General features: G+C 36.6%; 17 protein-coding genes. 13 read left to right on the top strand and 4 right to left on the bottom strand.

All coding sequences use genetic code 11. From position 1 onward, the window contains the following. Window positions 1-200 precede the first annotated feature (200 nt). The 3 genes from BS333_RS13890 to BS333_RS13880 all read right to left on the bottom strand — a co-directional run bounded on the left by BS333_RS13890 (window position 201) and on the right by BS333_RS13880 (window position 2,783). Window positions 201-995 carry a hypothetical protein gene (locus BS333_RS13890; RefSeq protein ID WP_021711012.1) on the bottom strand — a complete coding sequence of 265 codons (795 nt, stop codon included), beginning with the start codon at window positions 993-995 and terminating at the stop codon, window positions 201-203. A gap of 77 nt (window positions 996-1,072) precedes the next feature. Next, the gene (locus BS333_RS13885; RefSeq protein ID WP_021711013.1) at window positions 1,073-1,930 is read right to left on the bottom strand and encodes a Hint domain-containing protein; all 858 of its coding nucleotides are present in this window, start codon (window positions 1,928-1,930) and stop codon (window positions 1,073-1,075) included. A gap of 16 nt (window positions 1,931-1,946) precedes the next feature. After that, window positions 1,947-2,783, bottom strand: a complete 837-nt coding sequence (locus tag BS333_RS13880; RefSeq protein ID WP_021711014.1) for a hypothetical protein — start codon at window positions 2,781-2,783, stop codon at window positions 1,947-1,949. A gap of 337 nt (window positions 2,784-3,120) precedes the next feature. On the opposite strand from BS333_RS13880, the gene BS333_RS13875 reads away from it, so the two are divergent. The 12 genes from BS333_RS13875 (at window position 3,121) to BS333_RS13820 (ending at window position 14,749) form a co-directional block, all read left to right on the top strand. Continuing rightward, on the top strand, window positions 3,121-3,639 hold the full coding sequence (locus BS333_RS13875; protein WP_021711015.1) for a hypothetical protein: 519 nt from the start codon (window positions 3,121-3,123) through the stop codon (window positions 3,637-3,639). Between the two features lie 79 nt (window positions 3,640-3,718). Further along, entirely contained in the window at window positions 3,719-4,210 is a 492-nt protein-coding gene (locus tag BS333_RS13870; protein WP_021711016.1) for a hypothetical protein, read from the top strand. After that, window positions 4,203-6,569, top strand: coding sequence for a TcfC E-set like domain-containing protein (locus BS333_RS13865; protein ID WP_021711017.1), 2,367 nt, complete (start codon window positions 4,203-4,205; stop codon window positions 6,567-6,569). Before BS333_RS13870 ends, BS333_RS13865 begins: the two co-directional genes overlap by 8 nt. Window positions 6,570-6,607: 38 nt before the next feature. Next, window positions 6,608-7,342 (top strand): hypothetical protein, encoded by a 735-nt coding sequence (locus tag BS333_RS13860; RefSeq protein WP_021711018.1) that lies wholly within the window; start codon window positions 6,608-6,610, stop codon window positions 7,340-7,342. Further along, window positions 7,339-8,241 (top strand): hypothetical protein, encoded by a 903-nt coding sequence (locus BS333_RS13855; RefSeq protein ID WP_021711019.1) that lies wholly within the window; start codon window positions 7,339-7,341, stop codon window positions 8,239-8,241. Before BS333_RS13860 ends, BS333_RS13855 begins: the two co-directional genes overlap by 4 nt. Before the next feature lie 36 nt (window positions 8,242-8,277). Next, window positions 8,278-10,197, top strand: a complete 1,920-nt coding sequence (locus BS333_RS13850; protein ID WP_021711020.1) for an Lcl C-terminal domain-containing protein — start codon at window positions 8,278-8,280, stop codon at window positions 10,195-10,197. 161 nt (window positions 10,198-10,358) lie between these two features. Continuing rightward, window positions 10,359-11,099 carry an AAA family ATPase gene (locus tag BS333_RS13845; RefSeq protein WP_021711021.1) on the top strand — a complete coding sequence of 247 codons (741 nt, stop codon included), beginning with the start codon at window positions 10,359-10,361 and terminating at the stop codon, window positions 11,097-11,099. A 563-nt stretch (window positions 11,100-11,662) separates the two neighbouring features. Then, the gene (locus tag BS333_RS13840; protein WP_021711022.1) at window positions 11,663-12,022 is read left to right on the top strand and encodes a DUF6968 family protein; all 360 of its coding nucleotides are present in this window, start codon (window positions 11,663-11,665) and stop codon (window positions 12,020-12,022) included. A 99-nt stretch (window positions 12,023-12,121) separates the two neighbouring features. Next, a complete protein-coding gene (locus BS333_RS13835) occupies window positions 12,122-12,769 on the top strand; it encodes a winged helix-turn-helix domain-containing protein (RefSeq protein WP_021711023.1) in 648 nt (215 codons plus the stop codon). Next, the gene (locus BS333_RS13830; protein ID WP_021711024.1) at window positions 12,729-13,196 is read left to right on the top strand and encodes a hypothetical protein; all 468 of its coding nucleotides are present in this window, start codon (window positions 12,729-12,731) and stop codon (window positions 13,194-13,196) included. The genes BS333_RS13835 and BS333_RS13830 overlap by 41 nt, the downstream gene beginning before the upstream one ends. 391 nt (window positions 13,197-13,587) lie before the next feature. Continuing rightward, complete coding sequence (locus BS333_RS13825) at window positions 13,588-14,322, top strand: winged helix-turn-helix domain-containing protein (protein ID WP_021711025.1); 735 nt, start codon at window positions 13,588-13,590, stop codon at window positions 14,320-14,322. Beyond that, window positions 14,300-14,749 carry a hypothetical protein gene (locus BS333_RS13820; RefSeq protein ID WP_021711026.1) on the top strand — a complete coding sequence of 150 codons (450 nt, stop codon included), beginning with the start codon at window positions 14,300-14,302 and terminating at the stop codon, window positions 14,747-14,749. The genes BS333_RS13825 and BS333_RS13820 overlap by 23 nt, the downstream gene beginning before the upstream one ends. A 68-nt stretch (window positions 14,750-14,817) precedes the next feature. On the opposite strand, the gene BS333_RS13815 is transcribed toward BS333_RS13820, so the two are convergent. After that, window positions 14,818-16,497: an RluA family pseudouridine synthase gene (locus tag BS333_RS13815; protein WP_021711027.1), complete on the bottom strand. Its 1,680-nt coding sequence runs from the start codon at window positions 16,495-16,497 to the stop codon at window positions 14,818-14,820. A gap of 394 nt (window positions 16,498-16,891) precedes the next feature. Between BS333_RS13815 and BS333_RS13810 the strand changes: the two genes are divergently transcribed. Further along, a partial coding sequence (locus BS333_RS13810) for a hypothetical protein (protein WP_158297055.1) occupies window positions 16,892-21,135 on the top strand: 4,244 nt, incomplete at its 3' end.

Genomic DNA, 21,135 nt, shown 5'->3' with positions numbered 1-21,135 from the left:
TAAGCAGATATGCTCAATTAGCCTTAAGGTGTTCTGAACTATTCCTCCTGAAATTACGGGGTATGTGAATTGTTAGTTAGATGGGTTATCTGTTATCTGAGGTTTAAGAAGAGTTACCTGTGAATGACTTCTATTGAAGAAAAACCATTTCTAGTAAGATAGGTAACTCTTTTTATTTAAATTTGATTTTAACTGAATTTTTATTGAGACTCGTTGTGGGTTTTTTCTGATAGATTTTTCAATCTCGTAGCTAGCCTTTCAGCATTATCTTTAGCCTGTGCACGACTAAAAGAGGCTTCAGTATCAACATAATGTATGAACTTATCCATACTAGGAGTGCTATTGGTTTTATACTCTAACCATACTTCAGGCTGGAAGATGGCTAAATCCATAGCAATTTCAACTTTATCTCCAATAAGAGATTTTTTTATCTCTATATCAGTAATATTTTCTGGAAGTGGTTTGTTAATTATTTCTATAGATAAATTGATAATATCATTAAAGTATTGAGTTCTATACTTACCTGTAATGATACTGCTAATATAATAAATGGCATCCCATCTTTCACGTTCATCATCATAGTTATATCTATTCGTATCAATATCAGATAATAGCGCTATTCTTGAAGCTTCTACCATTTTGTAGTCATTTAATAATAACTCAAAGTTTTGTCGATCAGAAGTAGTAGTCAATACTTTGCTACTTAGAGAAATAAAATGATCAAACTTTTCGCTTGGTTGACGCCAAGTATTATATGCCCAGTCATAGCTTTGTTCATCTGGATCTAGATCATCGATTTGGTATGAATTGATGGTTTGGACAGGTGTACCTTTGGTAAGAGGTAAGGTGGAAGTAATAGATGACTGTATATTTTTTTCATTAAGTAAATCATCTCCTAGAACAGATAGATTAAAACCTTTTTCTTGCATACCATAGTGAAAGATTAAAAAAGCGATAGTAGGTATGGATGTAGTGAATAGTATTTTTTTTAACATATAAAACCTGTGAAAAGCAAGGCATATATGCCTTGCTTTAATTTAAGTTGAAGTTATTTGAGTATTATCATAATAGGTTAAAAGAGATCGGTAGGAACCTGACTTCTTAGTAATAGTCTTCCAGTCAGATCTGCACCATCATTTTGATAATACATAGAACCAGAGAGGAATCCTTGTGCTACAACGATTTGACCATTTGTACTGTTATCTGAGGTATCTGGCATGACATTATAGACTTTTCCTGTAAATTTAATGTCTTCAATGTTGGTGATTTCATCAAAGGTGCCATCTTTGCTGATCAAGCTGTCACCAGTATTAATATTTTCAGCGGTGAGCATGTAACCTGTAGAAACAAGTAACGGGTGATTATCCGTTACCTTGATCTGGTTACCGCTGGCAGTGTGAAATACTCGAATATTATGAACTGTTTCAATAATTGACTCACTATAGGCTTCGACATCTTTTATCTGATAAGAGAGATTTTCGAGGTTTGCATCGTCAGATAAGGTGACGATATTTGTTAATCTCTTTGTTAGTGCATCATATATGGCGTGTTCTCCATCAGAAAATAGTATTTTTTGGTCGGGTGTATAGCATGAAGATACACAAAATATCTTTTTTGTATAATGTTTTATATTACATGAGGAATATTCATTAGTAGGAGCTCTAAACCAATCATTAAAATTATATGGACTAAAAAAACTTGGGTACTTAGGTCTGGCTCTTATGTTACCATCATCGTCATATGTATAATACTCATAATCTCTTTCAGAAATGAATGAACATCTCTTAGCCCATTTGTTTCTCCCAATTGCTTTTGATACATTTAAACTATCCATTGAACATCTTTGTTGTACTTCGATTTCAGGAATTGCTAGAGTTGTGGAGCTGAAAAGGCTGATTCCTAAAATAAGTGTTATTTTATTAATATTCATTTAATATCCTTATTCTTCACTCATAAATATCACAAGGGTAGCCACCGATGTATTTACCATTTTCTTTACTAAACAAGGGGACCATATTTGTATCTTTTAAATATTCATATTCGCGATAAGAGATTTTACCGCTATCCAAGACTTGCATTCTGAATAAATCACATTCTTTATTTGATTCAATAATCGGTTTTTTAGGTATCGTATAATTGCATGAAACGTCTATATAGTCAGCTTGACCATTTAAATCAAAATAGGATTCCTGATTGATATTATCTATTTTATATCGGACTGTTCTTTTTCCGGTTCTTAAGACTCGTGGTACAGTTGTAAGAGCCGTCATATTGGTCCCAATCGCTTCGAGCACATTAATATTACCGATACCACTATTACCATTCACTTTAAGTACCATTTTAACAGAATCCACAGTTTCTTTTGCGTAACAAATGAGAGGATGGGCTTGTTGCTTTTGCATACAATTGCTCCAATCATCTAAAATAATATCATTATTACTTTGTATCAAAAGGTGAGAGGATTTACTTCCTGAATAGTTAAAGTCTGTACCACGACAGTTGTTTCTTTTCCAAGTGGATAAGTTTTCAAGATCATGATTTGGTGAAAAAATATTCATAACATCATACTGAAGGTTTAAGTTCTCATTAGATGTTTCGCTACATAGCCATTTCTTTAACGCTAATCTGGTTTCAAAATTGTTAGTTGCTTGATATCTATTAAATGCTCCTTCAGCTAATATTTCGTTACAGCTATTATATATATGATTGTCTGCAATAGCGCCTAAAGGGATTAAGGATATGACGCTTAATGTTAATGTCCTATTCCATCTTTCTCTTATCATCGTAAACCTCTAAATAATTGAGTTACTTTAAATTTAGTCAATATAAATTGACGCTGACAAACATATAATATTTTAATTGAGGTTTAAATTATTCTTATCTCAAGCCTACATTTAATTACTCTTCTTTATCTAATCAGCTGTGATCACAATAATAAATACTTTGCCTAATTTGTATAAGTGTCTGATTATTATAATTTTTTTATATATATTTGTGTGATTCTTTTTATTTATTTTTAATTTATTGAAGTGTTAGGATTTAATGAGGTATTGTGGTTCCGCTTTGTGACACGTCACCAGGTTTAAGATTAAATTAATACAGAAAAAATATGGATTTGTTATGAAAAAAATTAAATTTAAAAATTTACTATTACCGGCAATTTTGTTGTCACTGTCATCTATAGGAATGCAAACTCAGGCAAATACTTCTTCAACTGCATCTTTTCAATGGAGTGGGCAAGTTCCTTCTGGATCAGATATAGGTAGTGCTCTAAGTGTTGCAACTATCTCAAAGGGAAAATTGAAAATAGACAAGGGTGATAAAATAGGACACTTTAAGCTTTCTGCCACTGATTTTATATTTGATTTAAAAGACGGAAGTGGAGATAGATTAAATGGTGATTACAACGTTAAATTAAAAGATCCAGCTTTGGAAGTTGGGGGTACTCCTTCTAATGACTATTTAACAGGCGCGACATGGAAGGTTAACAACCAAACTATAGATAAAAATACCGATAAAAATATTACCTTTGGAGATTTTAATAATTTGTCATTTGAAAATGATGAGCAATTTCCGGCAAAAGCTCTTGATATGGTGAATTTAAGTGTTAGTTTAATTATCACAAATTCTACTACTTAATTAACACCCTCCTCTCCCCTGTGCTCCATGTTGGCATAGGGGGTATAAATATATTTAATAATATGAATACTATTAAATTATGTTAAATGCAATATTGTTAATAATGGTGTCGGCTGTAAGCTTTAATGTTGAATCAGCATATATAAAAGATTTTAAAAAAGTCGTCCCGGTACCTGTTTCAGTATACATAAGTAAGACTAATAATGATTCCTTAGAAATTATTAATAATAATACCCTTATTGTAGCTTCTTTTAATTTGACTGAAAAAAAGTTTGATAACTTAAAGTATCAATTTGGACTAAAAAGCTCTAAAAGTTCTGGTAAATATACCTTATCATTAATTCATTCTTTACATCAGTGTACCTCCCTTAGGTCCTCATTTTTAATACCAGTTAATATCAAATTTAACGGTCAATCTATAGAGAGCCAAAATAAGCTAGATTTTAATTTGGATGATGTTAATAATGCATTGTCTTTAGAATTAATCTTTGATGAAATAAAAGAATTTGGAAATGAAAAATATGATTGCTCAGGAACGGTCTCTATTATGGTAGCATCAAAAAATGTCTAATTTTTATGTGTTATTCTTCATATCTATTCTACAATTCTTTCATGCTAATGTATATTCTAAAGGATATCCTGATAATTTCTCAGAATATTTTATAGAAAAAAATAAAATGATCTCCATAAGATTAGCTGGAATTAATGAAAGTGTTGACACTGAGATGTTAGTATCATACGAGTCTATAAAGTTGGTAGACTATTCTTCAAACATTAATGTTGTCAGATCTTTTTTGGATGATAAAGGAATTAAAGGTAAAACATCATCGGATATAATATCTATTCTCAAAAAAGGACTTAATCGGTCTGAGATATTATCAAAAAAAAATCATGAAAGAGAATATGTTCTAGATTTCGACTACGATAACTCCATTTTAGAAGTTATTTTATCCCCCAGTGCTTTCAAGAGTATTTCTGATGAGAAAGAGTACATCGAATATGAAAATAAATCACCTGCAATGATTAACTGGAGTAACTTTTATCTATCTAGCGAGATGAATAAACAGCCACAATTAAATTGGTCAAATAATACGACGGTTGGTTTACCTATTGGCTTTCTAAGTATTGATACTCAAATTGATACTAGAGGAAATACGGATGTATTTGAGGCTATGTATAGTTATGAAAAATTGGATAACTTACTTAAATTTGGCTATAGTGAAAACACACTTTCTTTTAATTCAACCGACTATTTATCTAATGATACTAACTACATTTCTACGTCAGCATATGTTGCTTCAAGTCGTCAATTAATCAAGAATAAAACGAAAAATTCTCAGAAAATAATTTTTTCTGCTTCAGAAAATGGTCAAGTGGAGGTTTATAAATCTGAAAGAATTATTTACAGCAAATCTATTTCGGAAGGAAAAAACTTCATCAGTTATGATGATCTACCAGTTGGTTCTTATAAAATTGTTTTAGTTTTTAAAGCATTAGGTGAAGAAGTCTTTCGAGAAGAGAAAAGAATTGTTAATAATAATGACTTTCAACTTGAGACTGGTCGCTATGATCATACTCTCAATGTTGGCTTGATGGAAAATTCGAAAGGAGATGACTTTTTCTTTTCAAGAGGTCTGTTGAATTATCGTATTGATGAACCTTTTATGATTGGCAGTGGTATTACACTTTCTGAATATGGTCATTACTTTCAAATCGGAAGTAAATATCTTTTTAAGGATGACTGGTATTTTGAAGGTACGGGGGGAGTTAATGAGTATGGTGACAGTTTTACTACCTTGAATTTTAGAATGTCATTTTTCGATTTTTACTATAGTCATTTAGATTTGAAGGCTAATACTAATAGCTTTGATTTAATTAATACATTATATAGAGATAATAGCTATCGTGAATTTGGTATAGGAGCATCTGGGCTTGTACTTGGTGGAACTGGCTATATACGGTTATCACAATACTCAGATAATAAGTTTTCTTATTATCAAAAAAGTGATAGGTATGATTATAGAATGGTTTATTCTTCTTTAAACTACCACTTATCTTCAGCAGATATTACTTTATCTGCAGATTACCAACGTTATGAAACTCGGGATTCTTCATTTAATATTTCGTTATCATTACAGCTCAAGTTTGATGAGATTTTTTCTGCTAGCAACAATGTGTATGTGAAGGATAATAATGTAATCAGTATAAGAAACTCATTAAGTATGATTGATGAATCAGAAAATTTTGATAGTAATACTTCTGTAAGTCTCCAAGCTGTTACTAACAGATCATTCGTTGATTTTTCTTCGTCTATACAATCAAAAAACCAAAAATTTAACTCTAATGCATACGTATATGTTGATTCACTTGGAAGAAAGTCTCTATCAGGTAGTGCTTCCGGAACTCAAATATTCAGTGATGGTAGCCTGGATTTTACAAACTTAAAAGGACGTTCATTTATTAAATTAAGACGTGATAATTTTTTAGCGGCTAAGGAAGAAAGTGTTTATGTATCAAGTTCAAAAAATGGACGTTTTATCTCAAGGAAAGTGCTTAATAAAGATTCTAATGTTACTAAATTGGTTGAATATCAACAGCAAGAAATATTGATTGAACCAAAAGAAAAAAATACCCTAATAAAAGATAATACCTTTGATGTTACATCTCTGCCCGGAACGTTATACACAGTAAGCCCTAAAGCGTATGATGTTGAAAATATGATTGTCATTTTAGATGATGAATTCGGTAACCCAATCTCATCTCTTGACTGTGCAGGAGAAACTTGTATTGACGTACAACAGATCTCAGACGATGGTGTTTTTCAGGTTACATATATCAAAGGTAGTAATTTCAATTTAAGTTCTAACAGTAGAGTATGTAATTTTAAACAAATTAAAAACTCAACTTCATTTTCAGGAGTGTGTATTTAAATCTTAAATACTATTTTAATATAATTTATAGGTAAAAAATGATAAAACATAAATTAAGTCAAGTGATAATATTTTTACTATTATCAATTTCTTTTGGTTCAACTGCCTTAGAAATTAATTCAATGATGCTGGTTTCCGCTTATGATGATGAGTCTGTTTTTACAATTAAAAATAATGAAAATGCTCGAATTTTTGTCTCTACTTCTATATCTGAATTATTTATAAAAAATGGTGAGATAGAAATGGTGGACTACAATAGAAATAATATTTTTGATTGGAGAATAAATCTATCACCTAGAAAGACGATCATTGAACCAGGGAGAAAAAAAGATTTCTTTATTACTCTATCTGATACTAATTTAGATCCTAAATCTAATAATATTGATCGTGCTTTCCAGATAAGTTTCATACCTCAAGCTTATGTCTCTGAAGGTATGGAAAAAACCAATCATGTAAACTTTACTATTGGTTTGGGGCCCTTATTTATCTTAGCTGGAGAAGAACAACCAATTAATTATGATATCAAATATGATGGAAAGATACTTTATATTCATAATAAAGGTAATAGTTTTATAAGAGCTAATCTAGATTCATGTAAGTATATCAAATCTGAGGGCACAGACTGTACTCAAGAGTTTGTTGTTCTTGCTGGTAGAAAGTTAAATGTTAATTTGAAGGAAGGTTTGATGTCAGATGATATCCTTGTCAACCTTGAGACTCATCGCGCTAAATATCGTGAATCAATAACTATTCATAAAGGGCATAATATATGAGGTATTATGCTTTGTTACTGAATTTATTTATATTTTCGCCTTCAATTTTTGCTTTGACCTTAGAGGGCTTTTATCAAGATGGTATCGTTAATTGGAATAATATTATCTTTAATGGTGATGCAATATCTCCTTCTCAATGGCATATTGTCGATAACTTACCTCCAACAGGTTGTTGGGAGCAGGTCTCTATTATTAATGACATTAAAAGTATTAATTTAAATTCGGGGACTGATTCTATAAATATAAATATCGATGAGATGAAAATTATAACCCCAGAGGGCTATAATGATGACTGTTCAAAAATAAATCCTCTACCAGATCCATCCACACCATTTAGATTTATAAAACCTGTTTTTAAGGTCTCTATGAGCGGAAAACCAAAGAATAATGGTGTATATTCCGGAATGGCTTTTATTGAATATCAATATAAATATATTGTTCCTGATTCCGGCGCTCTTAGCCTTCATAAGGCTTCATTGCCTATTTTCTTTAAGATAAGTAATCGCGATTTCTATGTTTCAAATGTTACATTGACTGGCTCTGGACAGATTGTACCCAAGTATCAAAATAATCGAGTTAGTGGATTTACTCGATATAATGCTAATGTGACAGGTAATTTTAATAGTGGATTAACAATTTCGCTCTGGGAGCATCGCAGTCAATATTCAATGAAGTCTACTAATGTTACTCCGAGAACAGAAATTCCATATTACATAAAATTCGGTGATAGCTATCTTGTCAATTATCAAGGTCATGTTGCCAATCGTAGTATCGTGCAGGATATAAATGCTCAGAGTATAGATTTATCTTTTGAAGTTGGTTTTGACGTTGATGAATCCAGTGTTAACGCCGACTTTTATCGTGATGTTTTTTATTTGACGTTTTCACCAAGTATCTAATATTTATTTCGCTTACTATATTTGAGATATATCCCTATGTATAAATATTTAAATCAATTTTTTTTCTACCGACTTTCTGTGCTGATTGGGGTCACCTTATCACTTCTTAACCTGCTGGGGTGTAAGGACTCCTCGACGGCTTCTTCTTCCTTAAACACTCAATCTACAGTTGATGTTGTCGAGGCTTCACCATTCATTGAAACTCGCAGTGATTTTGTTACTGTCGAGCCCAACATTCAAGAGTTTGTTGATATTCGTCAGTTTATCTCCTCCAAGAGTGATATCGTTATTGATGACATTAAAGTTGACACTGTCAGTCAGCATGAAGGTCAACCGATGATGCGTATGACCGGTGTTTGTAATGCGCCAGTTGTCGAGTTAAATGGCGATAAATTGGGTTTCTATGTCCAATTAGATAGCCGTAATTTGTGCTCTTACCGGTATAAAGTAAGTGGCCAGTCATTAAGCACTGGTCACCGAGTTGAAAGCCAGTTTTCAACACTCAATTTTTTCGCTACGACTGATAAAGATCCAAAGCTTGAAATCATTTCAAAACATGGGTTGTTGTCAGATGAACATGATTCTCAAACAATAAATATAGATTTGGCTGATTATTTCACAATTAATTGGGATGATTGGGAACTATCTGAACAGTACACCCTACTTGGCGACGGTGATGTCAAACTTTTTCAAAACTCAATTAAATTTTCTTACCGTGTAGCTGGTTATGCTCGTATTCTTTACACTCTGACTAATACTAAAAACTTATCAGAAGCAAAATTAGGTCAGATTGACATTTCTATAGGTGAAAATCTTCCTAATGGACTAATTATTGAAGAAATAAATGATTTTAATTATAAATCTAGTTCTAAAGGTATTTTAGATATAGATATATCTAAACTTATTTCAATTCAAAATAACATCGAATATCAATTGGTTAATGTATATTCAGTTGATGGTTCTGCTTTTATTCGTTCTAAGCATCTAAATGACCCGTATAATAAATTTTTTACTTTTACTAGGAATAGTCAATCACCTAAGTATCTAGATGTTACTTTTGTTCTCTCTAACCATAAGGGAAGTTTTAAAACAGGAATTCTTACGCTTGTCATGACAGATATTGATCCTATATGTGATAGTAATTCTGGCACCGTTTCAAATTGTATAGATATTGTTGATATAGGTGGGGGTAAATTATTCACTAGCCCGCCCTCAAAAACATTTTTAGATAGTCTTGGTTTCTCTCAATTTGCAGAAAATCAGTTAAGTACTAGTGAATCTAATTCATTTTTCTACACGTTTGATTTGTCCAGCGCTCAGGCTTTGTGCAAGACCTATAATTCCAAACGCCTTGGAGGGCGAACTAACTGGCGTTTACCTTTAGATTATGATTTCTCAGAGCTAAAAAATTCATCTTTATCTGGTAACTCTCTTGCAGATTGGAATCATGACAAGCAATATTGGGTTTTTAATAACTATAATAAAAATAAAAATGTTAATTTTTTTGGAGATTGGCTTGTTAGTCCTAATACCAGTGCAAAAAATACTTCTAATCAATTCTATGTCTCCTGCGTCTCATTCAGAGAGGAATTTTCTATATATACAACTCAAGATATTATGTTTCCTGAATTAAATGAGCAAAATGATTTGACTCATTCGCAAACAGGACCAAATTTTAGATTTTTATTTAAAGGTTCATTAAATGAAGTATCTAATAAGGATCGTTTTTTCAAAATTTATATCGCTAAATTTGGTATTTATGGATATAGAGATATAGTATATCCGTCTAATCAATTATGTAAAGTTTTAGCAAACCAACCAGTTCATTGTATCTTCTTATCGACTGGAACTGTTTATGGTCAACTATACCGTTGGGTTATAGTTGAATTATTTGACGATCAACAAGTCTCCTCTATTGTAAGTCGTCAAATATCTGCTGTTCCCCAGCGGCTGTGACATTTTAATTTTATCTCAGGTTAACTATGTCTCTGGAAATATTTAAATTACGAATATCTCGCCACTTTACTAGTGACTTTTATGTTCGGAATAAGTCTATTTATAACTTTTGGCCTTCTAGAGGCTTTAACCTCCTTTCTTCTTACCTTTGGATTATGTGTATGTCTTTCGAGAATAAACCTTATTTAAGAGAAATTGAGTTAAAGCGTGAGAAAATCACAACTTTTGACCAGTATCCATTCAATGTTCCTTCAATCAAGGAGCTCGATTTCATTAAATTTCATCCTGATGTGACTTTTTTTATTGGCGAAAACGGGACAGGCAAATCAACACTAATTGAAGCTATTGCTGTTGCAATGGGGCTAAATGCAGAAGGTGGTAACAAAAATATGTTATTCCATACTAAAGAAACTCATTCTCAGTTAGCTGATTTCATCAAAACAATTAAAAGCTTTAAGAGGCCAAAGGATTATTACTTCCTTAGAGCAGAAAGCTTTTATAATGTTGCAACTTATATTGATCAAATTTCTCCGCCGTCACTGCAAGGGTATGGTGGAAACTCTTTGCATGAACAATCACATGGAGAATCTTTTATGTCCACGATCACGAATAAGCTTCGCGGTCACGGCTTATATATCATGGATGAGCCAGAAGCTGCTTTATCACCAACCCGACAAATGGCTGCTATTTCAGCGATCCATCAACTTGTCGAAGACGGCTCGCAGTTTATTATTGCAACGCATTCACCGATTCTCCTTGCTTATCCTAGAGCTATCATTTATCAGTTTAGCGAAAGTGGTATTTATAAAACGAAGTATGAAGACACAGAGCACTATGAAGTGACTCTCAATTTCCTTAAACGACATGAGTATATGATGCAAATTCTCATGAATGATGAGTGACATGATTTTGGTCGTATTCTCTTTTTAAGTTCTCTTAAATAATTGCGACAGATCATCTTGTCAATAATGTTTGCACTCGAGTTACTTCTAGATGTTTTGCTTAGTGTGACAACCTTAGCTATCCGTTGCAGCAATGATTTGTAGGTATAGTGGGCCTATATGAAGAATCGTTAATAAAGCCTGAGTGCTAAGGTTACTCACTTTTTGGGAGGGGAGATCTGTCTCTGAGCAGATTTATTCCTGTGCCTTCTTTGATCTCAATCTATTAACATCGCTCTTAATTTTAGTTGCCTACTACATAATTAAGCTCCTTGGGTTCATCTGTGTACGGTTCCCCCTCAAAATAAATGTACTATTAGATTTTATGTTTTTTTAAGGTGATGATTTTATGAGTTTTTATTTGTGATTAGCTTTATTTCGTGGTCGATTTGTTTGTGTTCAGTTACTTTACGCTTCATTGATTTACCCTTTTTGTTTTTTACTTATGTTCGATACATCACTGTAATGCGAACCTGACATAAAACTGTTCACTCGTTCTTTTATTGATATTGATTAGGATAAACATGGAAACGTATACCATTTGTGAAGCGAAGTATTTCGTGACGATACCCGTTGAAAACTCCCAGGCTTCTGAAGTAAGGAAGGTGATTTTTCGGATCAGTCAGCCTGTACCTTATGACCTTCCGCGTCTACAAGGCATAAAAATGCATGTCTGTATTGTTAATATTGAAGGACTGGAAGCAGAGAAAAGGCTTTATGGTGTCTCTTCATTACAAGCGCTTTGTTTGGCTATTCAACATATTAGTATCAAGTTACGTGAATTCAAAGCATCCAGATTTGTTTTTTATTCCGATTCGGCCCTTACTTGTCCTTTTGATATGCTTTCCACTCATTTTTTAGAAGACTTTCTCGACAAAAGCTAATCGATAGTTGTCATCCTGAAAGCAATAGAATTCTACCGTATTTAAGTTTTCAGTTCGCGACTTTAAATACGGTTTATACTTAATAATTATTAATATTTATTGGATAGCATCAGCTTGAATAACTTTTTAGATCTTCATACGGGGCAAATCCGTAATCAATCAGGTAAAGAAATTGCCAAGTTGAGCTCTGCCGAGTCCGCTATTCTTGAACTCTTGATCCTAAATCGCGGCCAGTGTGTGTCTCGTGATGATATGTTTCATTATGGTTGGCCGGGTCTGATTGTTGTAGACAACTCCCTGACAATGGCCATAAGGAGAATCCGCAACGCAGGTGTGCAAATACAAACTGTACCACGCAAAGGATACACATTAACCGATGAGCATATCTTTATTCAACAGGAACAAGATGTGTTAGCTTCTCAAAATGTGCAACAACTTGTCGCTTCTGACGTTGACGATGAAAAAGATGAAAAGCGTCTTTTGTCTAATCGGGGCATTGAACGTAGACGTCCATTATCAGCGACTTTTTGGCTATGCTGTATCGGCTATAATTTTGTATTGCTGATCTTCCTGTTATTACTTGAGTCTGACAAGCCTAATGTCGTTTGTGTCACGGACAAGGATGTTGAAGTTTGTTCAACCATTACTATTCCACAAACCGGATTAGCAGACTTATCTTCCGGTTTTTATTTCTACGGATATACTTATGATGACGATGATACGCACAGGTTCATTAAAATACATTAAGCAAATCTGTCTCCTATTGAGTCTTTTGTTTACGTTATTTGTTCTTAAGCCATTTGTGAATGGTCTAGGCTGTGATTTTGAATTATATGATTACAACGAAAGGATTCACTATGAGCTTACTTGTAAGCGCGGTCTTATTTATCAAGATATCTGGGATAAAGAAACGGGGCAACGTTTTGTTAATAAATCTTTTTATGGTTATTGGAATGGCTTCACTTATAACCTTAATTTAGGCCATACCATTCATTTAAAAGGACCTGATGAGAACGTCACTGGTAGTGGTTTATCTGTATATCAACTTTCGAGTATCTGGACCTCATTTAACCGTCAAAACGACACTAATAGTTTTTCACTTGTTGAGATTCCTAAAGGTGCTGTTTTTAAATCTGACTTCTCAACACCACCCAAAAGAGGCTTTATTGAATAATGGCTGTGATTGCTTTTTGTTTATAAACCCTTCTTAGTTGTTGAAATTAAAGGATTACCTTATTTTATATTTGTTTTGTTAACTCAAGGTTACGAGATGGTTAGCATCTTCTGCACTACTTTAATATTAGATATCGAATATGATTAAAAGTTTACTATTTATCTTGGTATTATTTTTACTGCCATTTACTATTATTTGTCATGCGAGTGGCTTTGTGACAAATGATTCATTTAAAACAAACTATTTAGAGGACTTTAAAACAACATGTCAAATGGATGAGAGTTTCAATATTTATGACTTTAGACCATTTCGTTTTTAGCAGATAGGGTAACTATTTATAGCTAATTATTATCATTTGTTAATATACCCATTATAAGGTTGAATAATTAATATGGATGTTAAATTTATTTATGATGACAGCTCTAAAATATTATATGATAAAGAGGGTAATGAAAAAGGAAAGCTTAGTGTTGCTGAAGGCAGATTGCTCGTTTTCTTTGTTAATCATATTGGAGCAGCTCAAACCAGAGATGATCTTGTAAAAGCAGGTTGGCCAAAAATTATTGTTGTCGAAAATGCCCTGACTATGGCGATTCGAAAACTTAGAAACTTTGGTATTACAATAAAGACAATAAGAGGGGAGGGCTATTTATATTCTTGCGAAGAAGTATGGTTAAAAAATATTAATCAATATCTTTCAGAAGAAGGACACCAGCATTTTGTTTTTAAAGAAAAAATAGAAGAAAAAGATGCTGATCAAACGAAAGAATTGAACGAGGCTGTTAGAAGTGATACTGAAAATAAGCTAATTGAGCCTGGTACGTCAAAACTTGATTCGTCGAAAGAAAAAAATATCAATGTAGTATCATCATTGTTTAATCGTTCCCAAATAACCTACTTTCGAGTAGTTTTAATGGCTTACGGTGCGATTTTATGTCTATCCTATCTAGCGATACAAGTCTCAGAACCTAATGTGAAGTGTTTACGATTTAATAATCAGAGCGTTGAAGTATGTTCGGTACTCTCTTTTAATAAGAGTGAAGCAAAAAAACTCACACCAGGTTTATATTTATATGGATACATCTATGATGAGAATAGTAAACATGAGTTCATCAAAGTACGTTAGCGTTTCAGTTATAGCTCTTTTAATCATCACCTCTTTTTTTGTCTTTAAACCTTTTATTAATGGCTTAGGCTGCGATTATGAATTAAGTGAGTCTAACGGGAGAATTCAGTACAATATAAAGTGTAATAAAGGGTTTATTTATTATGATGTATGGGATAAAGATACTGGACAACATTATATAAAAAAATCACTTTATGGATATTGGGGTGGGATCACTTATCGAGTGAATTTATATAACACCATATTTTATGGTGATAGTCCTTCTCCATCGGCTAAAAGTGGTGTTTCAGTCTATGAATTGTTAGGTTTAAGAGCTTACTACTCGGTGCATAATGCGCTATTTAATTATGCTGTTGTGGATCTACCTAAGGGGGCTATTTTTCGTTCCTCTCATGATCAGGCTTTGCACAAAGGTTTCATTGAATAACATGTTGTGTTGAGCACCAATATACCCAAGTACTTTGAGGTCACTTGGGTATATGATTTTCGCCCAACTTAAAATTCGCAGTTAGCTGTAAAATGCATCGGTTGCCTAGTATAGGGATGATAGAGTTCCAGCCTCTCTGCATGCAAATAAAGGCGATCTGCTTTTTCTCCATATAAACCATCTCCTCTGATAGGCATGTTTAACCCTAAATGGTGGGCGCAGTGCAGTCTTAATTGATGAGTTCGACCTGTCTTTGGGTACAGCCTCACTCGGCTGCGCCCCTCTGTAACGCTGATTAACTGCCACTTCGTTTCTGCTGGCTTGCCAAATTGGTGACAAATTAGCTGCCTTGGCCTGTCATCAGGGTCACCACGCATTGGTAAGGTGATTAAGCCCTCGGTTTTATCCAAGGTGCCTTCCAGAATAGCGATGTATCTTTTTTGAACCTCTCTGGTAATAAACTGTTTCTGTAAGCTTTTATTGGCCCGTTTGGTAAGAGCGAAGACTAAGATTCCAGAGGTTGCCATATCAAGCCGATGAATAACAAAAGGCCCTTCAGCATCAGGGAACCTCTCTTGCAGTCGAGTGTAGGCAGAGTCTTTAATGGTTTTGCCGGGGACTGACAACAGCCCTGAAGGTTTATTTACCACCACCATCGCATCATCTTGAAACAGTATTTCGAGTTCTTTTTCTTGTGCCCAACTGATTGCTAACGGATTGGGTTCTACGTTTAACCCTTGCAGCATATGGCTCAAAATGGGCTGACATTTGCTCTGACAGGATGGATAAAACGCTTTGTGCTGCCTCACTTCTGATTTTGGCGGCGTGCCCCACCAGAATTCCGCCATAGCAAGCGGTTTAAAGCCGTATTGAAAAGCGAACTGAAGGAGTTTTGGGGCCGCACATTCGCCTGCTCCTGCTGGAGGAACCGGATTGTTCGTAGGGGTAAAAATATCAATGAGGTTTCGTTCTTTGCCAAGCTGGTTGAGAAAGCGGTATTGCTTGTGCAGTTTCTCTTGTAACGCGTTTGAAAGTGCTTTCCGTTGTGCTTTTAAACTCTCGCGTTGTGATTCAAGCTCGGCTAAGCGTGCTTCTTTCACCGCTAGCTTATCATCCCAAGACTTTTTCATGTATTTAAGCGTATTTTTCTCAGCGACGCTCTGTTTTGCCAGATGCTCTAATAGCTGGTTAAGCTGATCGTTTGGTAGAGTGTTGAGGCCAAGTTCACGTTGGTGTTTACGCTTTGCTCGATTGGCAATAATCAAGTTACGGTACTCGGTTTCTTCTTGTTGATAAACCATGCGATCAGCACGGATGTCTGCTTGCAGGTCAGCGATATCAGACTGAGATACAAGATCGCGGTATTGTGCATTGATTTTATTTATGGCGTTATTTTCTTCATGGAAAAAGCTTTCATCCTGCAACATATCAAACACGGGGGAAACGAACCCAGGCAGTAAATTTTGCTCAGCAATCTTGCCAGAAAAAGCGCTAAGAAACCCCACCTCTCCTTGTTGGTTTTGCACCACAAGGACACCAAACATCTTACCTCGTCCTTCTGTTGTTCCGTTTAGCCCAAAATCGTGGCAAAAGTCCTTTTGCTTAAGTAAATACTGCTGTAACTGCTTGGCTGCCAGAACACTCAATGGGTGTGGGGTATAATAGAAAGGAAACGTAAACTGCGTTGGTAACTCAACTTGAGAGATATCAGCAGTAAAACGAGTAAAGCAGTGTTCAGGCGATGGCATGTAGGTTAACTCAGGCGATATTAAAGGAGCTGGGATTTTACCTATTTTAGCCGGAATTGCTACTGAACTGGGTATAGCGCAGGCATCTTGAGGTTAATTGGGTATAAGTTCATGTTTTATATATTGTGAAGATCTTATCATTTACCTTAATGACAAAGTGACTGACAAAAAATTAAAAATATTCTCATTATGACATTCAATTCGAGTAATTTTCTATCTTCTTCCCGGATATAAATTCAAGTTCGATACCTAACTTTATCTCTGATTATTCAATGAGAGAGTAAGTGATTGGTTAATTAAAAATAATTGAATAGATATAAAAATTTCATCAAAGTTGATAATATGGCTTGTAATTTGCTGTATGTTTCTGGTCTCTCAACATTGGTTAAAGACTATGAATCGAACAGTCCTATCTTTCAATATCTTACATTCTTTTCTATTAGTTGTTGTTTTCCTTTTCGCGAAGATTAATGTTGCTTATGCTCAAACTGAATTTTCGGAGCTCTACAATGAAAATATCAACGCGGAAATTATCATGGCTTCTGGCGGGTATATACACGACCTTTCCAGTGATCATGTCTCAGGTGAAACGTATTCTGATCTCAACATTCCCAGTGGTGCGAATGTGGTTAAAGCTTGGCTATTTTGGGGTACCAAAGCAACAAGCTTGGGGAATTGGACTACTGGTGATTCTAGAGCAACAGCCAATTTAAAAGTACCCGGAGCTTCGACTTTTCAGGTCATTAATGCTGACTGGGCTGATGCAGTGTGGGAGTGGGAAGGAAGTGGTTTTAGGGCTGATATTACCACGATTGTGCAAAATGCCGGTTCTGGATCTTATTCAGTTAAAGATTTATACAATGACTCAACCAGTACCAGCAACAAAGGCGGCTGGACAATCGTTGCGATCGTACAGGGAGATGAGATCAGCCATAAAAATATTACGATTCATAGTGGTTTGAAATACGTTGGTTCTTCAGCGGTCGATATTCATGTTGATGATATCCTGACGCCAACCGGTGGTTCATTTGAGGCCAAAGCACTTATTGTGGGTTATGGTGGTGCGAGCGGTTACGGTAATGCTCTTACATTAAGCTCTTCTACTACAGGGGCCTCTGCTGCTTGTACTGATGATACAGCAAAGAGGGTATCCGATGCCTTGAACCCAGCTAATGATGTTCTCAATGGCTCCTACACCGTAGACGGTGTTGCTCAAACAACCTCCCATACTATCGCTGAATGGGATTCCGATCTTATCGATATTAGCAGTCTTTTGCCAAATAGCGCGACTAACTTATGTTTCAGAGATTCGGGTGTGAATGAGACTGGCCAAGGAGGAGATGACTGGGCCAACTTATTAGTTCTGGGGGTTGAAACTGAGGTTCAGCCTGAACTGGATCTTAATGTTTGGTTAGCTGGGTTGACTGGGACTGCACCATACCCTGAACCAGGCAGCCAAGTATTATTTTGGTCCACTATCACAGTTCAGAGCGAACGAGTTGAAAATTTAAAAATGTCATCCACCATACCGCCTGGGTTGACATATGTTAACGGAAGTCTGGCCAGTAATAGCGCTTTAACAGATACTTTGGATGGCGACGTAGGATATTTTGATTCATTAACAAATACGGTACATATTAATTTGGGGCAAGGAGCTACTGGTACGACAGGAGGTACATTACCGGTTAATGAGGCTCAAACATTTTCGTTTAAAGTTTCTATCGACTCTGATGCTAACATTAATAGTGTTATTAACACTGATGTTCAAATCGACTACGACGATTCTCATTCAGGTCAAGCATACACTCCAATTGTTAATACTTATTCCATTATGCCAAGATCCACTTTGCCTGTTGCAGATGATGCTGTGAGTGATGGTTCGATTGAAAACCCGTTTACCAGCTTTTATCAAAGCAAAAGTGTGACTGAAGCTGGTGTATATTATTTTTACACTCAACCGGAAGTTAACAGCAATGCAATCTCATCCTATGTTGATGAAAATGGTTGGATACTTACTGCTTCAGGTGTACGACAAGCTTCTGCGAGTTTATCCTACACCTTGGATATTCGTCGAAATTCAAACAGTTTCTTATTTTTAAATTCTCCGAGAGTCAATGAATTAAGACTTAGTGGCGTTAGTGTCGATGATGTTTCTTATGATTGGCAAACCGACCATCCAGTATATCTAGAACGATATAAAACAAAACAAACTTTGGGGGGGTATTTAACCGGTGATGTAGGGAGAGGAGTAGAATGGCTTGGTACTGGCGGCGGCATTACTGCCTCCTGTGATACAACACCAGAATCAATAGTAAAAAAAGTATGGGACAGTTGTGGTGAAGCAGACAATCTGTACTGGCATCCATCAGCACAAGACAATGGTTTTAAAAAAGGGGAGAATTATTCTGACAATAGCCTTTGGGTGCGCTTCTCACCTCTAGTTGCCGCTATTGATGAAATAACAGGTAATGCCGATGGTGTGGATATGACGGCAGAGGAGATTAACTGGATAGAAGGTGTCGCTGGTGCGCTGGCTGAAAACCAATCTTATTATCAATCTTTTTTTCAAGCGTCGACCTATGTGGATGCTTCCAACCCAACCGCAGCAGAATTACAAGCTGCTATTGACGCGGCAAATAATCAAGCTTTATTAGATAAAGTAGCGGAAGACATTGCAGGCAACTCTGACACAGTTGCAGTCACTGCGGAGCAGATCAATCTTATCGTGGGCGTCAGTGGTGCTGTTGCTGAAAATGAAGCGCTTTACACCGCAGCGTTTCCAACGGGCAGTTATGCAGTGGCAGCCACTCCAACAGCTGAAGAAATTCAAATGGTGATTGATTCAGTGAATGGTTTAGTGACCGTTTCTGGTGTGACCTCTGGAACCGTGACAGGTGTAACAGTCACTGCCGACGAACTTAATGGTATTGCGGGGGTCAGTAGTGCGGATGCGGCGAATGAGTCTCTGTATGCGGGTGCACTGGCGAATGGCACCTACGCTGACAGCAGCAACCCCACTGCAGAAGAAATCCAAGCTGTTATTGACTCGGTTAACAGCTTAGAAACGGTTTCTGGCGTGACGTCTGGTACAGTGACAGGGGTGACTATTACGGCTGAAGATCTGAATGCGATTGAAGGCGTGAGTGGTGCGGATGCAGCCAATGAATCTCTGTATGCGGATGCACTGGCGAACGGCACCTATGCGGACAGCAGCAACCCCACCCCAGAAGAAATTCAAGCGGTGATTGACTCGGTCAATAGCCTAGAAACGGTCTCTGGTGTGACGTCTGGTACAGTGACAGGGGTGACTATTACGGCTGAAGAGCTGAATGCGATTGAAGGCGTGAGTGGTGCGGATGCAGCCAATGAATCTCTGTATGCGGATGCACTGGCGAACGGTACCTATGCCGACAGCAGTAACCCGACCGCAGAAGAAATCCAAGCGGTGATTGACTCGGTCAATAGCCTAGAAACGGTTTCTGGTGTGACGTCTGGTACAGTGACCGGGGTGACCATCACAGCCGATGAGTTGAATGCGATTGAAGGCGTCAGTGGCGCGGATGCGGCCAATGAGTCCCTTTATACCGATGCATTGGCGAACGGTACCTACGCTGACAGCAGCAATCCAACCGCGGAAGAGATCCAAGCAGTTGTTGATGCAGTGAACACCAGTGAGGAAAACCTAGATACTATCTCTGACATCACTTCAGGGAGTGTTACGGGCAGCACTGTCACGGCTGAAGATCTTAATGCGATTGAAGGCGTCAGTGGCGCGGATGCGGCCAATGAGTCCCTTTATACCGATGCACTTGCGAACGGTACCTACGCTGACAGCAGTAACCCAACTCCAGAAGAGATTCAAGCGGTGATTGATGCGGTCAATAGCCTAGAAACGGTTTCTGGTGTGACTTCAGGTACAGTGACAGGCAGCACCATTACGGCTGAAGAACTGAATGCGATTGAGGGCGTGAGTGGTGCGGATGCGGCGAATGAGTCTTTGTATGCTGATGCATTGGCGAACGGCACCTACGCTGACAGCAGCAATCCAACCGCAGAAGAAATCCAAGCGGTGATTGATTCGGTCAACAGCCTAGAAACGGTTTCTGGTGTGACTTCAGGTACAGTGACAGGCAGCACCATCACAGCCGATGAGCTGAATGCGATTGAGGGCGTGAGTGGTGCGGATGCGGCGAATGAGTCTCTGTATGCTGATGCATTGGCGAACGGCACCTACGCTGACAGCAGCAATCCAACCGCGGAAGAAATCCAAGCAGTGATTGACTCGGTCAACAGCCTAGAAACGGTTTCTGGTGTGACTTCAGGTACAGTGACCGGCGTGACCATTACGGCTGATGAGCTGAATGCGATTGAGGGGGTGAGTGGTGCGGATGCGGCGAATGAGTCTCTGTATGCCGATGCATTGGCAAACGGCACCTACGCTGACAGCAGCAACCCTACCGCGGAAGAGCTCCAAGCAGTTGTTGATGCAGTGAACACCAGTGAGGAAAACCTAGACACTATCTCTGACATCACTTCAGGGAGTGTTACGGGCAGCACTGTCACGGCTGAGGACCTCAACAATATAGAGGGCGTGAGTGGTGCGGATGCGGCGAATGAATCTCTGTATGCGGATGCACT

Source organism: Vibrio azureus (assembly GCF_002849855.1).
GTDB classification, from domain to species: domain Bacteria; phylum Pseudomonadota; class Gammaproteobacteria; order Enterobacterales; family Vibrionaceae; genus Vibrio; species Vibrio azureus.
This window is presented reverse-complemented; position numbering and strand designations above follow the sequence as displayed.